Annotated in this window: 18 protein-coding genes and 1 pseudogene; 12 read left to right on the top strand and 7 right to left on the bottom strand. The window is 72.2% G+C overall.

From position 1 onward, the window contains the following. Positions 1–114: 114 nt before the first annotated feature. The gene (locus ACFPZ3_RS39330) at positions 115–1,923 is read right to left on the bottom strand and encodes a glycoside hydrolase family 15 protein (protein WP_379519441.1); all 1,809 of its coding nucleotides are present in this window, start codon (positions 1,921–1,923) and stop codon (positions 115–117) included. An 88-nt stretch (positions 1,924–2,011) separates the two neighbouring features. Between ACFPZ3_RS39330 and ACFPZ3_RS39325 the strand changes: the two are divergent. Continuing rightward, positions 2,012–2,479, top strand: a pseudogene (locus tag ACFPZ3_RS39325) (malic enzyme-like NAD(P)-binding protein); the annotation flags it as partial. 16 nt (positions 2,480–2,495) lie between these two features. Continuing rightward, a complete protein-coding gene (locus ACFPZ3_RS39320) occupies positions 2,496–2,720 on the top strand; it encodes a malic enzyme-like NAD(P)-binding protein (RefSeq protein ID WP_379519451.1) in 225 nt (74 codons plus the stop codon). On the opposite strand, the gene ACFPZ3_RS39315 is transcribed toward ACFPZ3_RS39320, so the two are convergent. Continuing rightward, positions 2,677–3,909 carry a serine hydrolase domain-containing protein gene (locus ACFPZ3_RS39315; protein ID WP_379519440.1) on the bottom strand — a complete coding sequence of 411 codons (1,233 nt, stop codon included), beginning with the start codon at positions 3,907–3,909 and terminating at the stop codon, positions 2,677–2,679. The two genes, ACFPZ3_RS39320 and ACFPZ3_RS39315, sit on opposite strands and share 44 nt — an antisense overlap. A gap of 88 nt (positions 3,910–3,997) precedes the next feature. Between ACFPZ3_RS39315 and ACFPZ3_RS39310 the strand changes: the two genes are divergently transcribed. From ACFPZ3_RS39310 to ACFPZ3_RS39290, 5 genes are all read left to right on the top strand, one after another. Beyond that, the gene (locus ACFPZ3_RS39310) at positions 3,998–4,675 is read left to right on the top strand and encodes a class I SAM-dependent methyltransferase (protein ID WP_379519439.1); all 678 of its coding nucleotides are present in this window, start codon (positions 3,998–4,000) and stop codon (positions 4,673–4,675) included. Between the two features lie 93 nt (positions 4,676–4,768). Next, positions 4,769–5,551 carry a hypothetical protein gene (locus tag ACFPZ3_RS39305; protein ID WP_379519438.1) on the top strand — a complete coding sequence of 261 codons (783 nt, stop codon included), beginning with the start codon at positions 4,769–4,771 and terminating at the stop codon, positions 5,549–5,551. After that, positions 5,548–6,678, top strand: a complete 1,131-nt coding sequence (locus tag ACFPZ3_RS39300) for a hypothetical protein (RefSeq protein ID WP_379519437.1) — start codon at positions 5,548–5,550, stop codon at positions 6,676–6,678. The genes ACFPZ3_RS39305 and ACFPZ3_RS39300 overlap by 4 nt, the downstream gene beginning before the upstream one ends. 28 nt (positions 6,679–6,706) lie before the next feature. Next, positions 6,707–8,134 (top strand): hypothetical protein, encoded by a 1,428-nt coding sequence (locus ACFPZ3_RS39295; RefSeq protein ID WP_379519436.1) that lies wholly within the window; start codon positions 6,707–6,709, stop codon positions 8,132–8,134. Then, complete coding sequence (locus ACFPZ3_RS39290) at positions 8,131–9,423, top strand: AAA family ATPase (protein ID WP_379519435.1); 1,293 nt, start codon at positions 8,131–8,133, stop codon at positions 9,421–9,423. Before ACFPZ3_RS39295 ends, ACFPZ3_RS39290 begins: the two co-directional genes overlap by 4 nt. A 116-nt stretch (positions 9,424–9,539) precedes the next feature. Here the strand turns inward: ACFPZ3_RS39290 and ACFPZ3_RS39285 are convergent, their stop codons facing one another. Then, positions 9,540–10,469, bottom strand: coding sequence for a GNAT family N-acetyltransferase (locus ACFPZ3_RS39285; RefSeq protein ID WP_379519434.1), 930 nt, complete (start codon positions 10,467–10,469; stop codon positions 9,540–9,542). A 112-nt stretch (positions 10,470–10,581) separates the two neighbouring features. Here ACFPZ3_RS39285 and ACFPZ3_RS39280 point away from each other — a divergent pair, with 112 nt between their 5' ends. Beyond that, entirely contained in the window at positions 10,582–11,151 is a 570-nt protein-coding gene (locus ACFPZ3_RS39280; RefSeq protein WP_379519433.1) for a TetR/AcrR family transcriptional regulator, read from the top strand. A 77-nt stretch (positions 11,152–11,228) separates the two neighbouring features. After that, positions 11,229–11,648: an ATP-binding protein gene (locus ACFPZ3_RS39275; RefSeq protein WP_379519432.1), complete on the top strand. Its 420-nt coding sequence runs from the start codon at positions 11,229–11,231 to the stop codon at positions 11,646–11,648. A gap of 10 nt (positions 11,649–11,658) precedes the next feature. Here ACFPZ3_RS39275 and ACFPZ3_RS39270 read toward each other — a convergent pair whose 3' ends face one another. Genes ACFPZ3_RS39270 through ACFPZ3_RS39255 form a run of 4 tightly spaced genes read right to left on the bottom strand, consistent with a single transcriptional unit; the run spans position 11,659 to position 15,167 of the window. Continuing rightward, positions 11,659–12,252 carry a response regulator gene (locus tag ACFPZ3_RS39270; protein ID WP_379519431.1) on the bottom strand — a complete coding sequence of 198 codons (594 nt, stop codon included), beginning with the start codon at positions 12,250–12,252 and terminating at the stop codon, positions 11,659–11,661. Further along, positions 12,249–13,517, bottom strand: coding sequence for a sensor histidine kinase (locus ACFPZ3_RS39265; protein WP_379519430.1), 1,269 nt, complete (start codon positions 13,515–13,517; stop codon positions 12,249–12,251). Before ACFPZ3_RS39265 ends, ACFPZ3_RS39270 begins: the two co-directional genes overlap by 4 nt. Before the next feature lie 11 nt (positions 13,518–13,528). Beyond that, complete coding sequence (locus ACFPZ3_RS39260; RefSeq protein ID WP_379519429.1) at positions 13,529–14,242, bottom strand: ABC transporter permease; 714 nt, start codon at positions 14,240–14,242, stop codon at positions 13,529–13,531. 37 nt (positions 14,243–14,279) lie between these two features. Next, entirely contained in the window at positions 14,280–15,167 is an 888-nt protein-coding gene (locus ACFPZ3_RS39255; protein ID WP_379519428.1) for an ABC transporter ATP-binding protein, read from the bottom strand. A 145-nt stretch (positions 15,168–15,312) separates the two neighbouring features. Here ACFPZ3_RS39255 and ACFPZ3_RS39250 point away from each other — a divergent pair, with 145 nt between their 5' ends. From ACFPZ3_RS39250 to ACFPZ3_RS39240, 3 genes are all read left to right on the top strand, one after another. Beyond that, the gene (locus ACFPZ3_RS39250) at positions 15,313–16,470 is read left to right on the top strand and encodes a sensor histidine kinase (protein WP_379519427.1); all 1,158 of its coding nucleotides are present in this window, start codon (positions 15,313–15,315) and stop codon (positions 16,468–16,470) included. Continuing rightward, on the top strand, positions 16,467–17,111 hold the full coding sequence (locus ACFPZ3_RS39245; RefSeq protein ID WP_379519426.1) for a response regulator: 645 nt from the start codon (positions 16,467–16,469) through the stop codon (positions 17,109–17,111). The genes ACFPZ3_RS39250 and ACFPZ3_RS39245 overlap by 4 nt, the downstream gene beginning before the upstream one ends. Before the next feature lie 81 nt (positions 17,112–17,192). After that, positions 17,193–19,184, top strand: coding sequence for an MMPL family transporter (locus ACFPZ3_RS39240; protein ID WP_379519425.1), 1,992 nt, complete (start codon positions 17,193–17,195; stop codon positions 19,182–19,184). The last annotated feature ends 2 nt before the right edge of the window (positions 19,185–19,186 follow it).

Raw genomic sequence — 19,186 nt, 5'->3', positions numbered from 1 at the left:
TTCCACCTGTGGTGCGAATGGCCCCATCTCGTCAGAATAGCCAGGCTGACCTGCGATTATCCAAATCCGTACCGCACTTCGGCAAAGGTCTCTTGCAGGGAGCCGGATACGGGATCAGCCGAGGGCGTGGTCGAGGTTGAAGGCGGCGCTGATGAGGGCGAGGTGGGTGATGGCCTGGGGGAAGTTGCCGAGTTGTTCCCCCGTGTGGCCGATCTCCTCGGCGTACAGGCCCAGGTGGTTGGCGTAGGTGAGCATCTTCTCGAAGGCCAGGCGGGCCTCGTCGACGCGCCCGGCACGGGCGAGGGCCTCGACGTACCAGAACGAGCAGATCGAGAACGTGCCCTCGGGCCCCTCCAGGCCGTCAGGGCTGACCTCGGGGTCGTAGCGGTACACCAGCGAGTCGGACACCAGCCCGCTCCCCAGCGCGTCCAGTGTGGACAGCCACTTGGGGTCGGTCGGCGAGACGAACTTGGCCAGCGGCATCATCAGGATCGAGGCGTCCAGCACGTCCTCCCCGTAGTGCTGGATGAACGCCCCCAGCCGCTCCGACCAGCCGTTCCGCATGACGTCGCGGTAGATCGTGTCGCGGGCCGCCCGCCAGCGCGGGATATCGGCGGGCAGGCCGCGCTGGTTGGCCATGCGCATGGCGCGTTCGATGGCCACCCAGCACATCAGCCGCGAGTAGACGAAGTTCTTGCGCCCGCCGCGGGTCTCCCAGATGCCCTCGTCCGGTTGGTCCCAGTTGTCGCAGACCCAGTTCACCAGCGTGGAGACCTCGTCCCAGCGGTCGCTGGAGATGGGATCGCCCCATTTGTTGTAGAGGTAGACGGAGTCGATGAGCGCTCCGTAGATGTCGAGCTGGAGCTGTCCCGCGGCGGCGTTGCCCACGCGTACCGGGGCGGACCCGCGGTGGCCCTCCAGGTGGAGCAGCTCGGACTCCGGCAGGTCGGCGCGGCCGTCGATGCCGTACATGATCTGCAAGGGCCCGTTGAGGCCGTCGCCGCCGAGCGGGACGTGATCGGACAGGAAGCCCATGAACGCCTCGGCCTCCTCCGTGAAACCGAGCCTGAGCAGGGCGTAGACGCAGAACGCGGCGTCGCGTACCCAGACGTAGCGGTAGTCCCAGTTGCGGCCGCCGCCGAGCCGCTCGGGCAGGCTGGTCGTGGGGGCGGCGACGATTCCGCCGGTGGGGGCGTACGTGAGCAGCTTCAGCGTCAGCGCGGAGCGGTGCACGACCTCCCGCCAGCGGCCCCGGTAGCGGGAGGCGGACAACCATTTGCGCCAGAACCGCACGGTGTCGGCGAACTGCTCCTCCGCCTCCTCGATCGCGCAGCCGCGCGGCGTGATCCCGGCGCCGATCCGGTCGAGGGCGAACACCACGTGCTCCCCCTCGCGCAGCTCGAACGAGCTCCACGCGTCGCGCCCGTCGGTCTCCACGGGCACGCTGGCCGACAGGGCCAGTGACAGCTCGCGCGACTCGAAGGTGGTGCGCGATCCTTCCTGGCTGACGGTGTGCTCCTGCCTGGCGTAGTCGAAGCGGGGCGCCACGCGGGCGCGGAACGGGAGCGTGCCGCGTACGCAGGTGACCCGGCGGATCAGCCGGTGCCGGTCGGCCTCGCGGGGGTCGTGCGAGATCGGCATGAAGTCCTGGATCTCCCCCACCCCGTCCACCGCGAAGAAGCGGGTGATGAGCACGTTGGTGTCGGGGAAGTAGAACTGCTTGGTCGTCGCCGGGGTGTCGGCGCGCAGCTCGAACGAGCCGCCCCGGTCGGCGTCCAGGATCGAGGCGAAGACGCTGGGCGAGTCGAAGCGCGGGCAGCAGTACCAGTCGATCGTGCCGTTGGTGCCGACGAGCGCGACCGTCCTCAGGTCACCGATCAGCCCGTGCTCCCCGATCGGCAGGTATCGGGTCTCTGCCTGCATGTCTCCAACGTAAGCCGGGTTCCTCCCGGCGCCGCCCCCGGCGCGCCGGAGAGGTTTTCCATGCTCAGGGCCGGGAAGCCAGGACCGCATGAGGCACCACACACCGGCCGCGCTGGAAGACCCGCTGCTGAACAAGGACACCGCGTTCAGCAAGGAGGAGCGGGCCGGCCTGGGCCTGGACGGGCTGATCCAGGTGATCAAGACCTACAGCCGCGACTTCGGCCCGTCGAACGCCCGGCGCATCCTGCTGAAGTACACCGGCCACCTCCCCACCTTCAACGACGACATGCAGGGCACCGGCGCGATCGTGCTGGCGGCCATGCTCGGCGCCGTCCGCGTCTCCGGCACACCCCTGCGCGAGCAGCGCGTCGTGATCTTCGGCGCGGGCACGGCCGGGATCGGCATCGCCGACCAGCTGCGGGACGCGATGGTCCGCGACGGCCTGGACCGGGAGGAGGCCACGCGCCGGATCTGGGCGGTGGACAAGCCGGGCCTGCTGACCGACGACCTGCACGAGCTGCGCGACTTCCAGCAGCCCTACGCCCGCCCGGCCGGAGAGGTCGGCGACCGGGGTGCCGTTCGACCCGATCCCGCACGACGGCGTGGACCACGCGATCGCCCAGGCCAACAACGCCCTGCTGTACCCAGGCGTGGGGCTGGGCACGGTCGTGTCGCGGCGGCCAAGGAGGACCTGGCACGGGTGGAGCTGGACAATCCGGTCCAGCAGGTGCAGGACGCGATGTGGCAGCCGCGCTACCAGCCCGCGACGACTCCCGGCTGACGCGGTCTCATCATGATCCCGTCCAGCGTGGACGTCCGCGCGGTACCCGGCCCGCACAGCGCCACCAGGAGGTGCTGGAGCACCGCCGCGTCGATCGGGCTCGGCACGGGGACGCCGTTCTCGTCCAGCCGCTGGTAGCCCGTGAGGTTGTAACCGAAGGAGAGCTGACGGCCGCCGTCAGGGCTGGAGAATGAGAACGTGGCCATGCCGAAGACGCCTCCGTTGTGCCCCCAGAACCGGCCGCACGGCAGATCGACGGGGAAGATCCCCAGGCCGTACGCGGCGCCGTCCACGCTCGCGGTCTTCCGCATCTCGGCGAGCAGGCCGGCGCCGAGCAGTTCGCCGCGCAGCAGCGCCCGGTAGAACCGGTTGAGGTCCTCCATCGTCGAGACGATGGAGCCCGCCATCCCCATCACGGAGGGGTTGTAGACGCTGAAGTCCTTGGGCGGGTCGATGAGCCCGAACAACGACTCGTAGGCCTTGGAGTGCGGGCCGGGAATGAACGGTGTCCGCGGGAACGAGGTGTGCCGCAGCCCTGCCCTGCGGATCACGTTGTCGGTGATGTACCGCTCGGGGCTCACGCCCGTCACCCGCTTCAGCAGCAGGCCCAGGAGGATGTAGTTCGTGTTGGAGTACGTGCCCGCCGTCCCAGGCTCACCCGTCGCAGGGGCCGCGAGCGCCAGGTTCACCAGTTCCTCCGGGGCGAACGTGCGGAAGCGGTAGGCCTCCAGCGTCTCGGCCGAGGTGAAGACCAGGGTGTCGTAGTCGGCGATGTGACTGGTGTGGTTGAGGAGCATGCGCACGGTGATCCGCTGCCCGCGCTCGCCCGGCACCAGGCCGGGCAGGTAGCGGCCGATGGGGGCGTCGAGTTCGATCGTGCCGCGGCCGGCCTGCTGCAGGACGGCCACCGAGGTGAAGGTCTTGGTGATGCTGCCGGCCCGGTGCACCATGTCGGCGCGCATCGGGCGGCTGGTCTCGACGTCGGCGACGCCGGAGGCGCCCTTCCAGCTCTGCCGGCCGTCCACGACGTTGGAGTAGATGCCGTACATGCCCGCGTCGCGCACGGCGTCGAGGCTCTGGCGCAGCGCCTGCCGGTCGAGCCCGCCGTCCTGGGCGGCGGCCGGGCTCGCCAGGGCCCCTGCCGTGGACAGCGCGAGGATCACGGCTCCCAGCCGCCGGGCGAGCGTCCTTAATCGAAGAGTCATGCCGCCAGCATGGGCCTCCCGCGTCGCGGTGGGCAGTCTCCTCCGTCACTCGCGCCCGCATTGGTGATCAAGGAGTTAGCGTCAGAACATGAAAAATACCGGCACAGGCCCCGGCGCCATCACCCCTGACGGATCCCCTGTCGACTTCTACACCCACCTCAAGCCCAACGGCGAGCCTGAGATCGTCGCCGAGGTGACCCCGCCCGGTGGCTCCGTCCTTGAGCTGGGCGCGGGCGTCGGCCGGGTGACGCATCCGCTGCTCGATCTCGGCTTCGAGGTGGTGGCCGTGGACGAGTCCCCCGAGATGCTCGCCGAGGTGCGCGGCGCCCGCACGGTGCTGGCCCAGGTCCAGGACTTGCGGCTCGGCGAGCGCTTCGACACGGTCACGCTGGCCTCCCAGCTTGTCAACACCGTGCACGACCCGTCCCGCCGCGAACTGCTGGCAGCCTGCGCCCGGCACGTCAAGCCGGCGGGCTCGGTGCTGATCCAGTGGATGCCCCCCGAGGCGCACGACCAGTGGCGCGCGGGCACGGGGCGCGAGGACGACGGCATCTCGATCACGATGGTGGCGGTCGACGAGGTGACGCCGGGGGTCTTCGAGGCGACCATGCGCTACACGTACGGGCAGGACAAGGTGTGGACGCAGTCGTTCTCCTCCAAGCGGCTCACCGACGCCGACCTCGCCGCCGACCTGGCGGCGGAGGGGCTGAGGCTGGAGCGCTTCCTCACCGAGAACCGCATGTGGGTGCTCGCCGTCCCGGACTGACCCGAGCCCGCCCCTTTACGCTGTAGATCACATAATCGCCACGATGTCGGCAAATTTACTGGAAAATGCTGGGACTGTTGGTACGCTCGCGCCATGAGTGACCAGCTGGACGATCTCGAACGGCGGATCGACGAGCTGCGGGCCGGGGTGCGCAAGGCGATGCGGGTCAGGGACGGCGGCGCCGCCCGGATCCTGCGGGCCGAGTTGCGCAGCGCCGAGCGCGCCTGGGACGCCCTCGTGAGCGGCCGGCAGCCGAAGGCCGCCCAGGAGCCGCCGCGCATGGTCACCGTGCGCGAGCAGGTGCACCAGGGGCTGCGGCTTCTCGGCGCCGCCGCCCAGCCGAGGCTGATCGTGGCCGTCAGCGACGCGTTCTTCGGCGGCACGATCCGCAGCAGCCAGCTCACCAGCCTGCGCAGGGACGAGGAGCGCTCGTTCAGGTCCTCGCCGTTCGGGCGGCCGTACTATCTGTGCGCCGCGCTCACCGACCGCCTCTCCCCCGCCCGCGGCCTGCTCACGCTCAGCACCTGGCCGCCCGAGCGGCGCGTGGTCGGCCCGCTCAGCCCCCGCGTCGACTTCCTGGCCTGCGCCATCGCGATCGCCGAGAACGAGACGGGCGACGAGACGGGCGATGAGCGGGCCTCCCGGTTACTCCTCAGGATGGCCAGGAACATCCCGGGCGCGAGCGACGGCACGCTGGGCCCGCCCGATCCCGCGCGGGTGGCCGAGGCGGCCCGCGCGGAGCTGCGCGTACACGAAGATCGCGACACGCGGGATCGCGCCGAGCTGGCAGAACGCGCCGCCGCGCAGCTCGGTGACGCCGCGCGCCTGTTCGGCGCCGCTACGCTGAGCACGATCAAGAAGGAGACGACCAAGTGAGCGGCTTGAAGCGCGAAGGCGACCACGTGCACCGGCTGGAGGCCCTGCGCGGCACCACGCCGCAGCAGCCGCACGACGCCCGCGCCATCGCGGCCCTGGCCGCGAACCCTGGGTGCACACGGCGGGCCCTCATGGACGGCGCCGGCATCGACAAGGACAGCGCCGCCCGGCACCTGGGGTTCCCCGCGCCGTTCGGGCAGTCGCCGTTCGCGATCACGCGCGGCAACATGTTCGAGGCGCTGGTCAAGGCCGACGGCTGCGCGGAGCTGCTGCGCATGTTGCGCGAGCTGCTCGGCCTGCCGATCGCCGAGGCGTCCTACCACGACGTGGAGAACGTCGGCGCCCACCTGCGCCACGCCCACACCAGGGCGCTGATCGACCGGGCGGCGGCCGAGGGCCACGACGCGGGCACTCTCTACGACCATCCGCTGCTCAGCCTGGAGATCGCCGGTCACACCGCCTACCTGGAGCCGGACGTGGTGGCCTTCCAGCTCGGCGGGCGCTTCCACATCGTGGAGATCAAGTCTTTCGCGGTGATCGACGGGCAGGCCGAGCCGTCGGCGGTGGCGGCCGCGGCCCGGCAGGCGGCCGTCTACGTGCTGGCGCTGCGCACGCTGCTGGAGGAGCTGGGCCACGACCCCGCGAAGGTCTCCCACGACGTGGTGCTGGTCTGCCCGGAGAACTTCGCCAACCACCCGGTCGCGACCCTGGTCGACGTACGCAAGCAGCTCGCCGTCCTGCGCCGCCAGCTCACCCGCATGACCACGCTCGACCGGCTGCTCGAAGGGCTGCCCGAAGACCTCACCTTCGACCTGCGGCCCGACGAGGACGGCCGGGCCACCAGGCCGGTCGCCGAGCTGGCCGACGCGCTGCGCAGGACGACTGCCCGCTACGCGCCCGACTGCCTGTCCACGTGCGACATGTGCTTCTTCTGCCGCGACGAGGCCCGCCAGGAGGGCGCCTCCGACCAGCTCGGCCGGCAGGTGCGCGACGAGCTGGGCGGGGTCGCCTCGGTGGCGGAGGCGCTGGGCCTGGCCGACGCCGCCCGCGACCCCGCCGAGGGGCAGGAGGAGATCGCGCGGCTGCTCCGCAACGCCGAACGCCTGCGCAGGGAGTGCCTGACGTGAGCCTGCCGACACCGCGGAGAAGCCCGACATGAGCCTGCTGACCTCGCTCGCCCGGCTGCGGGCCCTGGACGAGGGCATCGCGCAGCCCGTCGCGACCGTCAGGCACTGCCATCTGTCGGACCGGCCGATGGTGTTCATCCCGCTCAAGCTGTCGGGTGAGGCCGCCGCGCCGCTGGCCGCGCTGCTCGGCACCGACCGCGACCGGCCGCGCCTGCTGGTGGTGACCCAGCCGCGCAACCGCGACCTGCGTTTCGCGTGGGCCGCCGAGCTGGCCGGGGTGCTGCTCCCGTACGTCGAGAGCTTCCTGAACGACACCGAGACCGTCGAGCGCAAGAACGCCGACCCCTACGAGCGGGCGCTCGACGCGCCGCAGATCGTCGTCCCGAACCTGCCTGGTGTGTCCTTCACCCGGCTGCTCGGCCGTTCGACCCGCTTCCGCCGCGCCGACGGGCCCTATCCGGTGCCGGAGGCGGTGCCGCTGCTCGGGCGGTGGCTGACGTATTTCGCGGAGCGGGCGGCCTACCCGGGTTCGTCGCTGACGCTGGCCGCGACCGAGGAGCTGGGCCGGCACTGGGCCAGCGGTCAGAGCTCGCTGGAGGACGCGAACCTGGCCGCGCTGCTCGGCTGGATCACCGCGGGGCCGAGCGACGAGGCCGAGGACCCGCTGATCTGGCCGCCCGCCGGGCCCGCGACCGATCCCGGCTTCGACTCCGAGGTGCTCGCCCCGGCGATCGAGAGCGGGTCGGCGGAGCGCATCACCGAGGCGCTGCGCACCCAGGTCGAGCCCACCTGGCGGCTCATGTGGCAGGCGATCGACCTGCTCGCCGCCCTGCCTGCGGGCCCGAGCGTGACGCAGCGGTGGGAGCAGGACCGCGGCTCCTTCAGCGGCATGGCGGTGCACATCGCGGAGGGCGCGCCGCCGCAGGCCCGGCGCGACGGCGCGATCGCCGCCGCGGCCAAGCTGGCCCGCATGGAGCGCGCCCAGGCCGCGTACGACGTGCAGCGCGCCTACGACGACCCCCTGGTCATGGCCGAGTTCCGGCTGACCGGCGAGGCGTTCGCGGGCGAGGTGGTCGAGACGGTCCCCGACAACACCGAGGGCGAGGGCCGCTCACGCAAGCTCCGCCCGCTGGTGGTGATCAAGACCGACGACCCGGTACGCCTGCCGCCCCGCGCCTCACTCGGCACCCCGCAGCGCCGCGGCCAGGGCGCCGAACTGGTGGAGGCGGGCCAGGGACTCGTCACCCTCAAGATCACCAAAGGCATGGGCAGGGGAAAGACGCCCGCCCCCGGCGCGGTCCCCGAGGTCGGCGAGCGGGTCTGCTACACCTCGCTGACCGACGACTTCCAGGGCTCGCCCGTGCTGCCCGACGCCGAGGCCACACCGTGGACGCACGGAGGGCCGCCGCAGGAGTACGTGCCCGACGATGAGGACGCACAGGAGGAGTGGTCGTGACCGGCACCCCCGAGCAGGTCATCAGAGCCGTGCTCGCCGACCTGCCCCGCCACCGAGGCGTGGTGGTCGACTCCCCGCCGGGGGCGGGCAAGTCCACCCTCGTGGTGCGCGCCGCGGCCCACATCGCCGCCACCGGCGAGCCGCTGATGATCGTGGCCCAGACGAACGAGCAGGTCGACGACCTGGTGGCCAGGATCTGCGACAAGCATCCGCACCTGACCGTCGGCCGCCTGTCGGCCGGCGGGTACGTGCCGCCGCTGCGCATGCTGGAGTTGCCCGGTGTCCGGGTCGGCACCCGGATCCAGGACCTGGGCGACCCCGACATCGTCATCGCCACGGCCGACAAATGGGCGTGGATCGCCGGCCGGGTGTGGCCGTGGGCGATCGTGGACGAGGCATACCAGATGCGCTCGGACAAGTTGCTGCGGATCGCGGGGCTGTTCGAGCGGGCGTTGTTCGTCGGGGATCCCGGGCAGCTCGACCCGTTCTCGATCGTCGACGGCGACCGCTGGTCGGGGCTGTCGTGGGACCCGCTGCAGAGCGCCGTGTCGGTGTTGCTGCGGCACAACCCGGACCTGCCCGTGCACCGGCTGCCGGTGTCGTGGCGGCTGCCCGCGTCGGCGGCGCCGGTGGTGTCGCGGGCGTTCTACCCGTTCACCGGGTTCCGGTCCGGCACCGATCACGGGGACCGGTGGCTGGAGCTGGCGACCGGCGGCATGGGCACGGTGCACGACCGGGCGCTGGAGGAGGCGGCCAGGTCGGGGTGGGCGCTGCTGGAGCTGCCGAACCGGCACACGGTCCGCACCGACGGGGAGGCCGTCCGCGCGGTGGCGCTGCTGGCCGAGCGGCTGCTGCAGCGCGGCGCGGTGGCGGGCTCGGAGCAGGGCGAGCGGCCGGTGACGGCGGACCGGATCGCGGTCGGGGCGGCGCACCGGGACCAGGTTGCCGCCATCAGGGCCGCGGGCCTGCCGCCGGAGATCACCGTGGACACCGCCAACCGGCTGCAGGGCCGCGAGTACGACGTGACGATCGTGCTGCATCCGCTGTCGGGCCGCAGGGACGCCACGGCCTTCCACCTGGAGTCGGGGCGGCTGTGCGTGCTGGCGTCGCGGCACCGGCACGCGTGCGTGGTGGTGGCCAGGGCGGGCATCGCCGAACTGCTGGACGCCCACCCGTCAGCGGAGCCGGTGCAGCTCGGGGTGCCGGTGAAGTTCCCGGACGGCTGGGAGGCCAACCAGTCGGTGCTGGAGCACCTGTCCCGGCACCGCGTCCGAACTGACCTCGTCTGAACTGACCGCGTCTGAACTGACCGCGTCTGAACTGACCGCGTCTGAACTGACCGCGTCTGAACTGAAGGAAGGCCGGCGGCGGCCCAGAGACGACACAGCGGCGGCTCAGAGGCGGCTCAGCGGCGGCGCTGCCAGACGTCGATGGCCATGACCTGGCGCATCCCGGCCGACTCGTACAGCCCGAGTGCCGGGGTGGTGTTGTTGGAGTCGACGTGCAGGATCGTGCCCTTGCGCCCGCGGGCGGCGTCGGCGGCGAACGCGTGCCGCAGCAGGAACCGCCCGAGCCCCCTCCCCCGGAACTCGGGCAGCACGGCCAGCGTGGCGACGTACCCGCAGCCCTCGTCGCTCAGGAACTGGTCGCTGCCGATCGCCAGCGCGGCCGGCCGCCCGTCGAGCCGGGCCAGCGCGAGCTGGCCCCAGTCGGTCACGCTCATCGCCTGGCGGCGCTCGTACCAGTGCTCGTAGCCGACCTTGACGAAGCCGAAGTGCTCGGCGAACCCCTCCTGGTGCACGCGGTGCGCCTCGCGCCGGACCTCCTCGCTCTCCCCCGTGCGCAGCATGAGTCCCGGCGGCGCGGCGGGCGGCTCGATCGGGCCGTCGTGGTCGATGCGCATGCGGTGGAAGCTGGTTCCCGGCTCGAAGCCCAGCTCCTTCACCTTGGCCTGCTTGGCGTGGTCGCCGCGGTAGACGCCGGCGTGCAGGGTGACCGCGTCGTGGCCGCGCTCGGCGCCCAGCTCGGCCGCGCGGGCGAACACGGCCGGCCACAGCTCCTCCGCCAGGCCGCTCACGCCGGGGCGGACGATCACCTCCACGTCCACCAGGTCGCTGTCACCGTTGCGGAACGCCCAGGCCCACCCGTTCAGCCGGCCGTCGGCGTCATGTGCCAGCCAGCCGTCCCTGCCGGGGTCGAAGCCGGGCTCGGCGAGCTCGTCGGCGATGTCGCCGAGCGTCGCGTCCGGTGTCCCGATGGCGGCGACGTTGCACGCCGAGACGAGCTCGTGGATGGCCACGGCGTCGTCCGCGTTCGGCCGGCTGATGGAGTGCATGAGGAGGATTGTCCACAAACCTCCGGCCGGCCGCCTCTCATTTTCCCTCGTGCGCGAACCGTAGAATGCAGGAGATACTCACTTACCGGCCGTCAAGTCGAAAAGGTGTGAAGTGCGGGAAGACACGCGAACCCGGATCCAGGAGATCGCGCTGAGGCTCTTCACCGAGCAAGGATACGAGGCGACCTCGCTGCGCGAGATCGCCGAGGAGCTCGGGGTGACGAAGGCGGCCCTCTACTACCATTTCAAGAACAAGGATGACATCGTGGCGAGCCTGGTCGAGATGCGCCTGGACGACCTGGAGAAGCTGCTCGAATGGGTCAGGAGCCGGCCGAAGACCCCGCAGATGCGCCGCGAGCTCGTCGAGCGGTACGCCGAGAGCGTCCGCGCCACCCGCAATCTCGGGATCGCCAGGTTCCTGGAGCGCAACCAGACCGCGCTGCGCGACCACCCCACGCTGATCAAGATCCGCGAGCGGATGATGGAGCTCACCACGGAGATCAGCGAGCCGGGCGCCACCCCCGCCGACCGCGTCAGCCAGGCGCTGGCGCTGTTCGCCCTGCACGCGGGAAAGTGGCTGATGAAGGAGGGTGAGCTCTCCGACGAGGAGATCCACAAGGCGTGCCTGGAAGTGGCCTACCGGCTGCTCGAACCATCCGGGTTTCGGGCCTCCGAGCTTTAAAGGGACGATTGCCGGACGCCATTGTGGGCAGGAGCTTCGCACGCATCCAACGGGAGGGAGGCGCAGTGGAGGCGACGATGGCGCTCCGACTGCCCAGGGATGCGGCGAGCGTCCCGCTGATCAGGCAGATGCTGGACGGCACGCTGCGGTCGCTCGGCGTCGAACCACAGATCCGCGACGACATCGAGCTGATGCTCACCGAGGCGTGCTCGAACGTGATCAAGCACGCCGCGCCCAGCGACGACTACACGGTGAGCGCGGCGGTCCACGATCACCTGTGCGTCATCAAGGTGGTCGACACCGGCAACGGTTTCGACCCGAACAAGGTGCTCGACCCCGAGCCGGGCGCCGAGTACGGACGAGGGCTGCAGATCATGCGGGCGCTCGCCGACGACATCCGTTTCACCAACAGGCGCGAGCACGGGGCCATGGTCTGCCTGGAGAAGCGCCTCCGGTACGCCCCGGGGGCCGCGGGCCCGCACCTCATGGCCCACTGACCCCCGGCGGCTAGAGCCAGCCGCGCGATTCCGCCACCCGTACGGCCTCCGCCCGGTTGCGGGCGCCCGTCTTGCCGATGGCCGAGGACAGGTAGTTGCGCACGGTGCCCTCGGTCAGGTAGAGGCGCCGGGCGATGGCGGCCACCGTGGGCTCGCCCGCGGCGACGCGCAGGACCTCGGCCTCCCGCTGGGTGAGAGGGCTTGGGCCGGTGGTCAGCGCCGTCACGGCCAGCTTGGGGTCGATGACGCGCTCCCCCGCCATCACCCTGCGCACGGCCTCGGCCAGTTCGGCGGCCGGGGCGTCCTTCACCACGTACCCGGCCACGCCCGCCTCCAGGGCCCTGTTGAGGTAGCCGGGCCTGCCGAACGTGGTCACGATGATCACCCGCTGGTCGCGCAGCCGCTCGGCCACCTCCAGTCCGGACATGCCGGGCATCTCGATGTCGAGCAGGATCACATCGGGGCCGTGCTGGAGCGTCGCCGCCGCCACCTCGTCACCCCGGCCCACCTCGGCCACGACCTCGATGTCGTCCTCCAGGCCGAGCAGCGCGGCCAGACCGCCCCTGACGAGATCCTGGTCGTCGGCGATCAGCACCCGGATCACGGCGCCTCCAGGGGCACCTGCGCGTGCAGCCGGTAGCCGCCGCCGGGCAGCGTGCCGACCTCCAGCCGCCCACCGGCGTCGCCGAGCCGCTCGGCGAGCCCGGCCAGCCCGTTACCGGTCCCGTTGCCGGTCCCGTTGCCGGTCCCGTTGCCGGTCCCATTGCCGGTCCCATTGCCGGTCCCATTGCCGACCCCGTTACCGGTCCCGTCGTCGGCGGGGGGTGTGGGGCGGCCGTCGTCGCGGACCTCCAGGGCAGCCGACGTGGCGTTCACCAGGAGGTCGATCCAGCAGTGACGGGCGCGGCTGTGGCGCAGGACGTTCGTGGCGGCCTCCCGTACGGACCAGGCCAGGAGAGTCTCGGCGGCGGCGGGGATGGGGCCGTCGGCGGGAGAGACCGTCAGCTCGATCCCGGCCACCCCCAGGATCCGCGACGCCGTCTCCAGCTCCTCCGACAACGACGGCGCCCGAAATCCCGCGATCGCGTGCCGCACCTCGTCCAGCGCCCGCCGCGAGGCCACCTCCACCTCCGTCATCTCCTCGGCGGCCCGGCCGGGGTCGGCGGCGGCGAGGCGGGCGGCGAGCTGGCTCCTGATGGTGATCGAGGTCAGCGTGTGCCCGAGGGTGTCGTGCAGGTCTCTGGCGAAGCGCAGCCGTTCGTTCTCCACGGCCAGCCTGGCCACCTCGGCGCGGGCGGCGTTCAGGCGGGCGAGCAGCAGGCCCATGCTCTTCATCGCGTACACCGCCCCGGTCTGGGCCGCGACGACGAGCGGCACCCACCAGACCTGGCTGAGTGGCACGTCGCCGGCCAGCAGGACCAGCACCTCCAGGGCCGCGGTCGCGGCCGCCGCCGCGACGAAGGCCGGGGTGGGCAGGGACGCGGCGAACGCGCTGATCGCGAACACGAACGACGTGTACGCCCACGGCACCCCGAACAGGGGCAGCAGCGCCAGCCCCGCCACCACCAGCCCCGCCAGCGCCCACGGCCGGGGCGCGAGGGCCCGGCCGCTCAGCATCCGCCACATGATCAGCAACCAGCAGGTCGCGAACACCGCCACCGCGCCCAGCGTCACCGCCACGAGCAGGGGCGCGGGGCCGGAGCCGAGGAACGACCACAGCGGCCAGCAGATCAGCAGCAGCCAGGCGCAGGACCCGGCGCGGGCCACCGTCCTGCTCCTGCCCACGCCGAGCTCGCGCACCCAACCCGCACCCGCGTCGGGATCGCGCACCAAGCCTCCGCCCGCGTCGAGGTCGCGCACCGGCCTCATTCCAGCAACCGTCACACTGCCCGACGGTAACGCCACGCGGCCAATGCGCAGAAGAGCAGCGTCCACGCGGCCAGCACGGCCAGCGAGGTCCCCGTCGGCGCCAGCCCGTCCAGCGCCCGCCACCCCAGCGAACCCGCCTGGTAGGCCGGGCTGTACTCGGCCAGCGTCCGCATCACCTCCGGCATCGACTCCACCGGCAGCCACAGCCCGCCCAGGATCGACAGGCAGAAGTAGACGATCATCATGGCCAGGGTCGCGGTCGGCCCCTTCATGCTGTAGCCGAAGGCGACGCCCAGCGCCGCGAACGGCAGCACGCCCAGCCAGATCAGCACCACCAGGGCCGGCCAGGTGGCGAGCGGCAGGCGTACGCCGGACAACACCGCCCCGCCGGCGAGGACCACGACGATGCTGGGCAGAACCGTCGCCGCGCCGCTCAGCAGCTTGGCCACCACGTAGCCGTGCGCGGGCAACGGCGTCACCGCGAGCTGGTCGAGCCAGCCCTTGCCGCGCTCCAGCGCGATGGCGCCCCCGATGAACAGCGCGCCGCCCATCGCGCCGTACGTGGCCATCGACACCATCGAGTACGCGGCGAAGCCGTCCCCCTGCCCCGGCGGCAGCACCTTCGTCCACACCAGGTAGAGCCCCAGCGGGAACACGGTCAGCATCACCAGACCCACCGGGTTGCGGAAGCCGCGCATCAGCTCCAGCCTCAGGTACGACCCCATCAGTACCGTCCTCCCGTCAGCCTCAGGTACAACCCCATCAGCCCCGTCCTCCCGTCAGGCTCACGAATGCGCTCTCCAGATCCGTGCTCTCGACGCGCACGTCGCTGACGTCGTCGTACCTCGCGAACAGGGCCCGCAGCGTCGCGTCGGAGTCGTTCGTGCGCAGCGACACCGCCCGGCCCTCGACGCTCACCTGCCGCACCCCGGGCAGGATCTCCAGCTCGGCCGGGTCCGCCGCGCCGAGCACGCAGCGCACCTCGCTGCCGCCGACCAGCGACTTGACGGTGGCCACGGAGCCGTCCGCGACGACCTCGCCCCCGGCCAGCAGGACGACCCGGTCGGCGTAGTCGTCGGCCTCGGTGAGGTAGTGGGTGGCGAAGACGGCGGTACGGCCGCGCGCGGTCCTGGCGCGTACCTCGTGCCACAGGGCGCGGCGGCCCTCCACGTCCAGGCCGACGGTCGGCTCGTCCAGCACCAGCAGGTCGGGGTCGCCGACCACGCACAGCGCGAACCTGACCCGCTGCCGTTGCCCGCCGGACAGTTGCCCGACGCGCCGCGCGGCGATCGGCTCGATGCCCGCGGCCCGCATCGCCAGCTCCGGTGTCAACGGGTCCGGGTACATCCCGGCGACCGCCGCCACCAGCTCCCCCACCCGCACGTCGTCCAGCAGGCCGGACTCCTGCGGCAGCACCCCGACCCGGCCCGCGCGCAACGCCTCCAGCGGCGCGCGGCCCAGCACCCTGGCCGTGCCCGAGGCGGGGGCGCGCAGGCCGAGCGCGATGGACAGCAGTGTGCTCTTGCCCGCCCCGTTCGGGCCGAGCACCGCCACCGTCTCGCCCTCGCCGACGACCAGATCGACGCCGCCGAGCGCCTTGACCGGGCCGTACGTCTTGGTGACGGCCCTGAGTTCCAGTGCGTTTCCCATACCGCCAGCCTGCTCGGGCGGGCAGGGGCGGGTGTAGTGCCGTACGTCAGCCAGGGCCGTATGACGTACGTCATGCGCATGCCGTACTCCGGGTACTGCGACGGCGGTATCGCGCGGGGCCCGGACGGCGCACTACCGTGCCGGTATGCGGACGATCGCCGTGGTGTGCGGCATGGGGTTGACCGTCTTCGCCTCCACCGTCATGGCGTACGGCAACCAGCCCGGCGCCCGGCCCCTCGACCTCCTCGGGTACGCGTTGCTGGCGGCCACGTCGCTCGGGCTGGCCTGGTGGCAGCGGCGGCCTGAGGTGGCGCTGGCCGTCTGCGCGGGGACGGCGGCGGTCGTCTTCGCCCTTGGCTACGCGCTCTCCTTGTGGGCGGCGCCCGCCCTGGTCGCCCTGTTCGCCGCCATCGCCGCCGGGCGCAGGAGGGCCGGGTGGGCGGGGGCGGCGTTCCTGGTGGGGGTGGCAGGGGTGGCGGGGGTGGTGCGCGCGGAGGCGGACGTCTGGGTGGCCGTGCTGGTGTGGGCCCTGGTCGTGCTGGCGGTGGCGCAGCCGGCGGAGGTGTCACGGGCCAGGCGCGCGTACACGGCCGAGGTGGAGCGGCGGGCCGCCGACGCCGAGCGTACCCGGGAGGAGGAGGCGCTGCGGCGGGCCCAGGAGGAGCGGCTGCGGGTGGCCAGGGAACTGCACGACGTCACCTCGCACACGGTGTCGGTGATCGCCCTGCACGCCGCCGTCGCCGCCGAGGCCGTCGAACGCGCCGGCGGACCGCCCGAGGCCGCCGCCGCCCTGAAGGTGATCCGCGGATCCAGCCGGCAGGCCCTCGCGGAGATGAAGGCCGTGCTCGGCGTCCTGCGCTCAGGGGCCGCCGGACGGGAGACCGCGCCTCAGCCCGGGTCGGCGCAGCTTCCCCTCTTGCTGAAGGCCCGGGAGACCGCGCCTCAGCCCGGGTCGGCGCAGCTTCCCCTCTTGCTGGAGACGGCGGGGTTGCCGGTGACTCTCGACGTCGAGGGCGAGCGCCGTCCGCTCGCGCCCGCCGCCGAGCTGACCGTCTACCGTGTCGTTCAGGAGGCGCTGACCAACACCATGCGGCACGCCGGCGCCACCGCGGCGGCCGTGACGCTGACGTACGAGACGGGGGCGGTGACCGTGCGGGTGGACGACGACGGCGACGGTAGCAGGGCGCCGCGCGGGCACGGCCTGACCGGCATGGCCGAGCGCGTCGCCGCCGTGGGCGGCCTGCTGACCACCGCGAACGTCCCCGGCGGCGGCTTCCGCGTCACGGCGCGGCTGCCGGCGTGATCACGATCCTGCTCGCCGACGACCAGCCCCTCGTCAGGGCGGGGCTGAGGGCGCTGCTGGACACCGAGGACGACCTGAGCGTGGTCGGCGAGGCCGCCGACGGGGCCGAGGCGGTGCGCCTGACACGGCGGCTGCAGCCCGACGTCGTGCTGATGGACATCCGCATGCCGGAGCTCGACGGTTTGGCCGCCACCCGCGCCCTGACCGCCATCGGCGTGCGCGTCGTCGTGGTCACCACCTTCGACCTGGACGAGTACGTGTACGAGGCGCTCCGCTCCGGCGCCAGCGGCTTCCTCGTCAAGGACGCGGAACCGGCTGAGATCCGCCACGCCGTCCGCGTGGCCGCCCGGGGTGACGCGCTCCTGTCACCCGGCGTCACGAGACGCCTCATCGAGGAGTTCACCGCCCGGCCCGTCAGCCTTGACGCCGGCCGGCTGGCCCCGCTGACGGGGCGCGAGCGCGAGGTCCTGGCCCGGGTCGCCCGTGGCCTGACCAACGCGCGGATCGCCGAGGAGCTCTTCATGAGCCCGCTCACCGTCAAGACGCACGTCAACCGCATGATGACCAAGCTGTCGGTCCACGACAGGGCCCAGCTCGTCGTCATCGCCTACGAATCCGGCCTGGTCCGCGCCGGCGGCTGAGGGAGGGTACCGCGATCGGAGCAGCGGGTCGCCCGCGTACGGACGACGACCGGGAGCGGCCGCGCTTCCTAACGTCGCCGCATGATCCGTTTCTGCTTCCGTCACAGACGGCTCGTCGCCGTGCTCTGGCCGGTGCTGGCGGCCGCGCTCATCGCGGCCGCCGCCACCTGGCCGGGCCCCTCTGACGACGACTTCTCGCTGCCGGACTCCGAGAGCGCCCAGGCCGCCGGCCTCCTGGGCGAGAGCGACGCGCAGGCGCCGGGCGCGCTGGTCGTCTCCGGAGCCGGCCGGGCGGGCGACTCCATCACGGCGCTCGTCACCGTGCTCGTCACCCGCATGAACGCCGTCCCTGGCGTCCACGTGTCCACCGCCGCCCAGCGCGTCTCCCAGGACGGCACGATCGCCTCCATCCCGATCGACTACCCGGATCCGGCCGCCGCGCGGAAGCTCAGGGAACTCCGCGACGCCTTCCGGCCGCCCGGACAGGTGAGCGTCGAGCTGTCCGGGGACGATTTCGCGGACTTCACCCCGGGAGGCCTCACCGAGGCGGCCGGGCTGCTCGCCGCCGCCGTGGTGCTGCTGGTCGCCTTCCGGTCCCTGATCGCCGCCGCGGTTCCGTTGATCATCGGCGTGACCGGGATGGCCTGTGGCGTCGCGCTGCTCACCCTGTTGTCCAACGTCGTCAGCACGCCCGGTTTCGCCGTCTACCTCACGATCATGCTCAGCCTCGGGGTCGGCATCGACTACGCCCTGCTGATCGTCACCCGCTTCCGCACCGCCCTGGAGGGCGCGACGCCAGTGGAGGAGGCTGTGGGGCAGGCCGTGGAGCAGGCCATGCGGACCGCGGGCAGGTCCGTGCTGTTCGCCGGGCTCATCGTGATCGCCACCGGCTCCGGCATGCTCTTCCTCGGCCCGTCCCTGGGCGGTGGCGTGGCGCTGGCCGCCGGGTGCGGGGTGCTCATGGTGATGCTCGCCGCCCTCACCCTGCTGCCAGCCCTGCTGGGCATGATCGGCACGAGGATCGACAGGTTCGCGCTGCCGCGTCGTACGCAGGGCGTCCCGTTGTCGTACCGGTGGAGCCTGGTCGTCCAGCGCAGGCCATGGACGGCGGGGGTGGCGGCGCTGGTGGCGCTCGTCGCGCTGGCCCTGCCCGCCACCCAGTTGCGCGCCGGCTGGTCCGACGCGAGCGACCGGCCGGTCACCGACACCACCCGCCGCGCCCACGACCTGCTCGCCCAGGGCTTCGGCCCCGGCATGGCGGGGCCCCTGATCCTGGCCTCCCGTGACGGGGATCTCACCCGGGCGGTCCAGCAGGCCGCCGAGACTCCGGGCGTCGCGCGGGCCTTCCCCGCCGGGGAGCGTTCGGCGATCGTGATCCCCGCTACCGGCCCCCAGGACGAACGCACGGAGGACCTCATCCACCGGCTGCGCGCCGGCCTGCCCGAGCCGGTGCTGGTCACCGGCTCGACCGCCGCCGCACTCGACTACGCCCGCCACTCCGCCGGCCGCCTGCCCTGGGTGGTGGGCGCGGTGCTGCTGGCGGCGTTCGCGCTGCTGATACCCGTGTTCAGGAGCCTGGTCCTGCCGTTGAAGGCGATCGCGGTGAACTTGCTGTCCATCGGCGCCGCCTACGGCGTGATCGTGGCCGTCTTCCAGCTCGACGTGCTCGGCCTGGGCACGGCCGGGCCGATCGACGCGTGGGTGCCGATGATGTTGTTCACGATCATGTTCGGCCTGTCCATGGACTACGAGGTGTTCCTGCTGTCGCGCATCAGGGAGGAGTACATGAAGGACCGCGACAACGGCCGCGCGGTCGCCGATGGGCTCGCCAAGACCGCCAGGGTCATTACCGCCGCGGCTACGATCATGTTCTTTGTGTTCGCCGCGTTCGGCGCTTTCGACGACCGCGCGTTGCGGATCATGGGGGTGGGATTGGCCGTCGCGGTGCTGGTAGACGCCACTGTGGTCCGGCTGGTTCTGGTGCCTGCCGTCATGGAAGTGCTCGGTGAGCGTAACTGGTGGATACCCTCACTGACCTTTCGGAGGCTGCCAATACGGCGGGATGTTACGTAATA

Source organism: Nonomuraea insulae, assembly GCF_042656245.1.
Note: the sequence above shows the minus strand (reverse complement) of the source record. Positions and strands in the feature narration are given on the sequence as shown.

Bases quoted from the DNA above. Each gene is read 5' to 3' on its own strand.
- ACFPZ3_RS39330 (WP_379519441.1), bottom strand. From the start codon at position 1,923: ATGCAGGCAGAGACCCGATACCTGCCGATCGGGGAGCACGGGCTGATC.
- ACFPZ3_RS39315 (WP_379519440.1), bottom strand. From the start codon at position 3,909: ATGACTCTTCGATTAAGGACGCTCGCCCGGCGGCTGGGAGCCGTGATC.
- ACFPZ3_RS39310 (WP_379519439.1), top strand. From the start codon at position 3,998: ATGAAAAATACCGGCACAGGCCCCGGCGCCATCACCCCTGACGGATCC.
- ACFPZ3_RS39305 (WP_379519438.1), top strand. From the start codon at position 4,769: ATGAGTGACCAGCTGGACGATCTCGAACGGCGGATCGACGAGCTGCGG.
- ACFPZ3_RS39295 (WP_379519436.1), top strand. From the start codon at position 6,707: ATGAGCCTGCTGACCTCGCTCGCCCGGCTGCGGGCCCTGGACGAGGGC.
- ACFPZ3_RS39285 (WP_379519434.1), bottom strand. From the start codon at position 10,469: ATGCACTCCATCAGCCGGCCGAACGCGGACGACGCCGTGGCCATCCAC.
- ACFPZ3_RS39275 (WP_379519432.1), top strand. From the start codon at position 11,229: ATGGCGCTCCGACTGCCCAGGGATGCGGCGAGCGTCCCGCTGATCAGG.
- ACFPZ3_RS39265 (WP_379519430.1), bottom strand. From the start codon at position 13,517: ATGAGGCCGGTGCGCGACCTCGACGCGGGCGGAGGCTTGGTGCGCGAT.
- ACFPZ3_RS39260 (WP_379519429.1), bottom strand. From the start codon at position 14,242: ATGGGGTCGTACCTGAGGCTGGAGCTGATGCGCGGCTTCCGCAACCCG.
- ACFPZ3_RS39255 (WP_379519428.1), bottom strand. From the start codon at position 15,167: ATGGGAAACGCACTGGAACTCAGGGCCGTCACCAAGACGTACGGCCCG.
- ACFPZ3_RS39250 (WP_379519427.1), top strand. From the start codon at position 15,313: ATGCGGACGATCGCCGTGGTGTGCGGCATGGGGTTGACCGTCTTCGCC.
- ACFPZ3_RS39240 (WP_379519425.1), top strand. From the start codon at position 17,193: ATGATCCGTTTCTGCTTCCGTCACAGACGGCTCGTCGCCGTGCTCTGG.